The following is a 5,393-nucleotide window of genomic DNA, read 5'->3' as shown; positions in this document are numbered from 1 at the left end:
TACGCAAGGCTTTTACTTTTGGGCTTTTAAAATTTGCTAGCTTAACCCGAACTGACGTTAAAATAAACCAAAAAAATAGAGGACGCATAGCGTCCTCTATTTTTTTGATAGGGATTAGCATCTAGAGCATGACCTTTTTTGCTACTCTAGGGAAAAATAGGCGAAAGGTTTTGCATGAGTTCATTGCAACCATTAGGCATTGTTGTTCAGGGATCGCTAAGTGACGGGTTAGAAGTTCGACTCAATGGCGAGATTTCTGTCGAAGATATGCGTGTCGGCAAATTCTTGGTGGTCTATGGTCGGCATACCCATTTTTTTTGCATCCTCACCAATGTCACCCTTGGGACAGCAAGCCCCCGCATTCTCATGAATCCACCCGATCCTGAGAATACCTTTTTAACTGAAATTTTGGCAGGTACGGGCACATTCGGGACGATCGCCTTAACGCCAATGTTGATGTTTGTACCCGCAAATCCCTTCGATCTAATCGCGCAAAGAAGCATTCAAACTAGCGATCGCGTCAAAAAGACTAAACGCAAAAAAAATGTAACCTCTGAAAGCGAGGAAATTAGCGATTTTCAACTCTTACCAGTAAAAACAATTCCCAGCCATTTCGCGCAGGTATTTGATGCCACGGAGCGAGACTTTCGGATAGTATTTGGATGGGAAAACGATCCTCAAAAACGCAATTTTGCGATCGGGCAGCCTATTGATATGCCCGTACCCATCTGTCTCGATCTTGATCGCTTTGTCGAGCGGAGTAACGGTGTATTTGGTAAATCGGGAACGGGAAAATCCTTTTTGACGCGCCTGTTACTATCGGGCATCATCCGTAAGCAAGCGGCAGTAACTTTAATCTTTGACATGCATTCTGAGTATGGATGGGAAGCTGCCACCGAAGGGAAAAGATTTAGCACGGTTAAAGGCTTAAGGCAGCTATTTCCCGCACAGGTGCAAATTTACACCCTCGATCCCGACTCGACCAAGCGGCGGGGAGTTCGCGATGCACAGGAGCTTTACATTAGCTACGATCAGATTGATGTCGAAGACTTAATGCTCATTCGCGAAGAATTAAACCTCTCCGAAGCAAGTTTAGAAAACGCGATTATTTTAAGGAATGAGTTTGGGAAGAATTGGATTTCGCGATTATTGGCGATGACTAATGCCGAAATTCAAGAATTTTGCGAGCAGAAGATGGGTAGCAAGTCTTCGATCATGGCTCTTCAGCGGAAACTGAACCGTCTTGACGATCTCAAATATTTACGCCCAGCCTGTCCCGAAAATTATATTAAGCGCATTCTCGATTCGATCGCCGCAGGCAAGCATATTGTGATTGAGTTTGGTTCGCAATCCAACTTACTCTCCTATATGTTGGCAACTAATATCATCACTAGGCGGATCCACCATTCCTACGTCCAGCAAGCCGAACGTTTTTTGCAAACTAAAAATATTAGCGATCGCCCCCAGCAGTTAACGATCGTCATCGAAGAAGCCCATCGATTTCTAGCACCAAATACAGCTAGACAAACGATTTTTGGAACGATCGCCCGCGAGATGCGGAAATATTTCGTGACTTTGCTGATTGTCGATCAACGCCCATCGGGAATTGATAATGAAGTAATGTCCCAAATTGGCACGAGAATCACCGCTTTACTGAATGATGAGAAAGATATTGAAGCGATCTTTACGGGAGTCGCGGGCAGTGGTAACCTCCGCACCATCCTATCGAAATTAGATTCTAAACAGCAAGCATTAGTACTTGGTCACGCCGTACCGATGCCCGTAGTAGTGCAAACTCGTCCCTATGACGAGACTTTCTATCGCGAGATCGGCGAAGTTCCTTGGGAAGAAATTTCCACGCCAGAGGTTCTCAGAGTTGCCGAAACTGCCAAAGCCGATTTGGGCTTTTAGTCTTTACTGAAAGTGACATTTTAAGCCAGAATCAGTTTGCAATTTTTAAACGAAATAGTAAGAACTGATTAAACTGGGCCTCACTAAAATTATCATCGCTAGCTAAAATCAGGCTTTGAGAGCCATCCGCTAAGCGTGGACCGATCGCCATACCTTCTAAATTATCTAATTTGATACCGAGGGTTGCTAAATCTAAAACTAGTTTTTTGCGGATTGATCGAACATTAGGAGTCACACGAAAACTTTTAATTGAGGAAGTATCATTCGCATCGCCCGTAAAAATTTGCCAGATTTTAGCGCTCAATCCTGCCGAGCCATTAGAACGCTCAAGGGTGAGAAAGTGACCGCCGCGATCGATCGCTACAATTTCATTTACCCTGATTTGATTAACGGGAGGAGCGATCGCCTCGACAAGATAGCGATGCTCGGCAACGATGATCGGGGCGATATTACTGACTAGATAATGCAAAAAGCGGCTTTCCGAAGGCTCTCGAAGATCGGGGCTCACATCTTGAGCGAGTGCATTCTCCGTAATTGTAAAGACGCGATAGGGATCGCCAATCGAATCCCGAATTACCGTGAGAGATTCAAAGCCCAGATTATCTCTTACTCCCTGTGGCTTAGATACCCTTGAATTTGGATCGGAAGTCGCCTCGTCACTTGTCGCGCCGAATAAATAGCGGGATGGAATTGGCAAACTGCGAAGCCATTTGCCCGTCAATAGATCGAATTCATCAATAAATGGCGGAATACCTTTGCTAGTTACGCCCTCACTGGCAATTAACACCGAGCGATCACCTGTGAGCGCGATTCCCTCTGGATCGATTTCGCCTTTGGGATAGGTATGCCCCATTTTATCTTTCAGTAAGTCCACACCAATTACTTCTACATGGTCTAGCGTTGGTTGGGTTTTGTTAGAACTGAATTTCAACTTGAGCGCATAGAATCTAGCGGGAGCAAATTCGCTGCGATCGTCGGAAATTGCGTAGAAAGTATCATTAACGCGATCGTAGGTTAGCCCTGAAAGCCCGCCAACTGGCGTATCCTCGAATTTTTGTTTTGGTAATTTGTACTCATTCACAAATTCTAACGATACGTTCGTAAATGTGCGATCGCTTGCCTGCGCCGATGAGTCACTAAAACTAGTGCCGATCGCAAAAGTTGCGCAAAAGACCAACCAAAACCAAATTAGTAACTTCCAAAAGTTCTTCGGTAAAGACATTTTTTTAAGCATTGGATTCACAACTAGGACGCGCGATCAGATTTTCGTAGGGTTCGATCGCCAAAGGTTGATCGGGATGCTCTAATAAATGGCGATCGCACAGTTCAAAAAGCTCTTGCTTTGACTGAACTAAACGCATTCCCGCTAAAAATTGACCTTCGGGATCGATCCCCGTACCGATAAAGTTCAGAAATTTTTTCAAACTATTAATGTGGGATTTTTCTCGCAAAGTATCTTGGCAAGTAATGGCATAGAGATGCTGAATGTAATGATAGACATCGCTGAGTGTGATCGCTCGGACTGGTTGACCTGCCAAGCGATCGCGTATTTGCTGAAAGATCCAAGGATTCCGAATTGCCGCCCGTCCGATCATCACCCCTGCCGCACCAGTCTCTTGTAAAACCGCTTCGGCCTTAAGATAGGAAGTAATATTCCCATTAGCCAGCACGGGACAGTTAACGGTTTGGACGGCATGGCGAATCAGATCGTAATGGACTTCCCCTCGATATAGCTCCTTAACAGTTCTCCCATGCAAACTCAACAGATCAATCTGATACTGATTAATTAATTGCAGTAATCGCTCAAAATTAGTGGTTGAGTCAAAGCCCACCCGCATCTTGACCGTGAATAGTCCCGAAATTTGCGATCGCAAGGCTGCAAAGATTCGTTCGATGGTGTCAGGTTCCCGCAAAAGCCCACCTCCAACATTTTTGCGATAAACTCGCGGGGCAGGGCAGCCTAAATTGAGATCGATCCCCGCGATCGGATAGCCGATCAATTGCTTGGTAATGCGTAATAGATCGGGAATGCTCTCGCCAATTAACTGAGCAAATACAGGTCTTCCCGTATTATTGTGCGTAATTGACCTCAGAATTTTCTTATCGATATTTGAGTTTGCATAGACGCGAAAGTATTCAGTCACATAATAGTCGGGACAGCCATATTCGCTCAGCATTTGCATAAAGGCAAGATCCGTCACATCTTGCATGGGCGCGAGTGCCGTGAGTGGTTGCCCTTGAGCGATCGGTAATGGTAGGGCTTTTGGCAAGGTATCTGATTATAATTTTTGAGGCTGTGCCTTTGGCTGGCTTCCAAAATTATAACAACCATCATGAGCGATCGCCCCACTCCCTACAATAGTAAAAATACCGATGCCATTTCAAATCAAAATTTAGAGACAAGGAATTTGAAATCCATGTCGGGTTTGAATTACGAACAGGGATCGCTCTTTAGCGAAGCAACCCAGCGCAATCGTCTCCATGACAGTAGCTCAATTTATACAATGGGCAGTCAATCTCTCCAAACTTGGAAACAGGCGATCGCCAAGTACCAGAATGCTATCACCAAGGCGATCCCCGTCCGCCAAACCTCTTTATTCGATTTGCCGTCTAATCACTGTGATCCCCATGCGATCGATCCCTTCAAATTGCCAATTCAACCAGCAGAATTTTATCGATTACCCAATGCTGATAGTGGTGATGCCTGTATATACTTTGTAATCGATTTCACAAAGCCAGAACTTCCCGTGCTACTCTATATTGGTGAGACTTGTCGATCACATCAAAGATGGAAAGGAGTTCATGACTGTAAAAGGTATGTTCTGAATTACCGAGAACTACATACCACCCACAATCTACCGACTCAAGTTGTGATGACTTTCTGGTGGGATGCTCCGTCAGCTACGCGCCCCCGTCAGCAATTAGAAAGAACTCTAATCGAGAAATGGCGATCGCCCTTTAACAAAGAAAATTGGAACTTCTGGGGTACTCCTTTCGTAAATTAATTCGTCAGTAACTCCACATACCTAGGCAATATTGCAAACAAGATTACTATGTCTTCTCCTCAACTCAATCCCAAATCCGACGTTAATGAATTATGGTTTGCCAAATTTTTTATCGGTAGTATGGTAGCGATCGCCTGTCTGACAATCCTCCTTTCCTTGCTCCCATCAGGAATTCGTAATACCCCTTCCGTTAAAACTTCGTTCCAGACTCAAAGTACTAACCATTTATCGATCTAGCGCGATCGAGCTTTTGCGATTCTTTTGCCATTGTTCGGCAGACATAATTTGTGATTCTGCACTGCAACTGTCACATTTGGGATCAAAATCTTCAAGACTATAGCCATCTTGTTCCAATGCGTTCATCCTGTAATACTCTAACGCCAGTTCGGGTTAAGCTGACAAATTTTACAGCGCTTTGCGCTCAAACCCAAACCAAGGAAATTTTTGAAAGCGTTGCAAAGCAACGCTTTCAAAAAT

At 44.6% G+C, this 5,393-nt stretch carries 6 protein-coding genes; 3 read left to right on the top strand and 3 right to left on the bottom strand.

The window, feature by feature from the left end; genetic code table 11:
- Positions 1 to 174: 174 nt before the first annotated feature.
- Entirely contained in the window at positions 175 to 1,911 is a 1,737-nt protein-coding gene (locus PSE7429_RS21300) for a helicase HerA domain-containing protein (protein ID WP_009629441.1), read from the top strand.
- A gap of 31 nt (positions 1,912 to 1,942) precedes the next feature.
- Here the strand turns inward: PSE7429_RS21300 and PSE7429_RS21295 are convergent, their stop codons facing one another.
- Positions 1,943 to 3,133, bottom strand: a complete 1,191-nt coding sequence (locus PSE7429_RS21295; protein WP_071590188.1) for an esterase-like activity of phytase family protein — start codon at positions 3,131 to 3,133, stop codon at positions 1,943 to 1,945.
- 4 nt (positions 3,134 to 3,137) lie between these two features.
- Entirely contained in the window at positions 3,138 to 4,121 is a 984-nt protein-coding gene (locus PSE7429_RS21290; protein ID WP_009629439.1) for a tRNA dihydrouridine synthase, read from the bottom strand.
- 123 nt (positions 4,122 to 4,244) lie between these two features.
- Here PSE7429_RS21290 and PSE7429_RS21285 point away from each other — a divergent pair, with 123 nt between their 5' ends.
- Positions 4,245 to 4,916: a hypothetical protein gene (locus tag PSE7429_RS21285; RefSeq protein WP_009629438.1), complete on the top strand. Its 672-nt coding sequence runs from the start codon at positions 4,245 to 4,247 to the stop codon at positions 4,914 to 4,916.
- 48 nt (positions 4,917 to 4,964) lie between these two features.
- Positions 4,965 to 5,153 carry a hypothetical protein gene (locus PSE7429_RS21280; RefSeq protein ID WP_009629437.1) on the top strand — a complete coding sequence of 63 codons (189 nt, stop codon included), beginning with the start codon at positions 4,965 to 4,967 and terminating at the stop codon, positions 5,151 to 5,153.
- Here PSE7429_RS21280 and PSE7429_RS26430 read toward each other — a convergent pair.
- The gene (locus PSE7429_RS26430; RefSeq protein ID WP_158467664.1) at positions 5,142 to 5,279 is read right to left on the bottom strand and encodes a hypothetical protein; all 138 of its coding nucleotides are present in this window, start codon (positions 5,277 to 5,279) and stop codon (positions 5,142 to 5,144) included. The genes PSE7429_RS21280 and PSE7429_RS26430 overlap by 12 nt on opposite strands.
- Positions 5,280 to 5,393: the final 114 nt, after the last annotated feature.

It is taken from the genome of Pseudanabaena biceps PCC 7429 (assembly GCF_000332215.1).
Taxonomy (GTDB): domain Bacteria; phylum Cyanobacteriota; class Cyanobacteriia; order Pseudanabaenales; family Pseudanabaenaceae; genus Pseudanabaena; species Pseudanabaena biceps.
The sequence above is the reverse complement of the archived record's forward strand: the minus strand, read 5'-3'. Positions and strand labels throughout refer to the sequence as shown.

Bases quoted from the DNA above. Each gene is read 5' to 3' on its own strand.
- PSE7429_RS21300 (WP_009629441.1), top strand. From the start codon at position 175: ATGAGTTCATTGCAACCATTAGGCATTGTTGTTCAGGGATCGCTAAGT.
- PSE7429_RS21295 (WP_071590188.1), bottom strand. From the start codon at position 3,133: ATGTCTTTACCGAAGAACTTTTGGAAGTTACTAATTTGGTTTTGGTTG.
- PSE7429_RS21290 (WP_009629439.1), bottom strand. From the start codon at position 4,121: ATGCAAGATGTGACGGATCTTGCCTTTATGCAAATGCTGAGCGAATAT.
- PSE7429_RS21285 (WP_009629438.1), top strand. From the start codon at position 4,245: ATGAGCGATCGCCCCACTCCCTACAATAGTAAAAATACCGATGCCATT.
- PSE7429_RS21280 (WP_009629437.1), top strand. From the start codon at position 4,965: ATGTCTTCTCCTCAACTCAATCCCAAATCCGACGTTAATGAATTATGG.
- PSE7429_RS26430 (WP_158467664.1), bottom strand. From the start codon at position 5,279: ATGAACGCATTGGAACAAGATGGCTATAGTCTTGAAGATTTTGATCCC.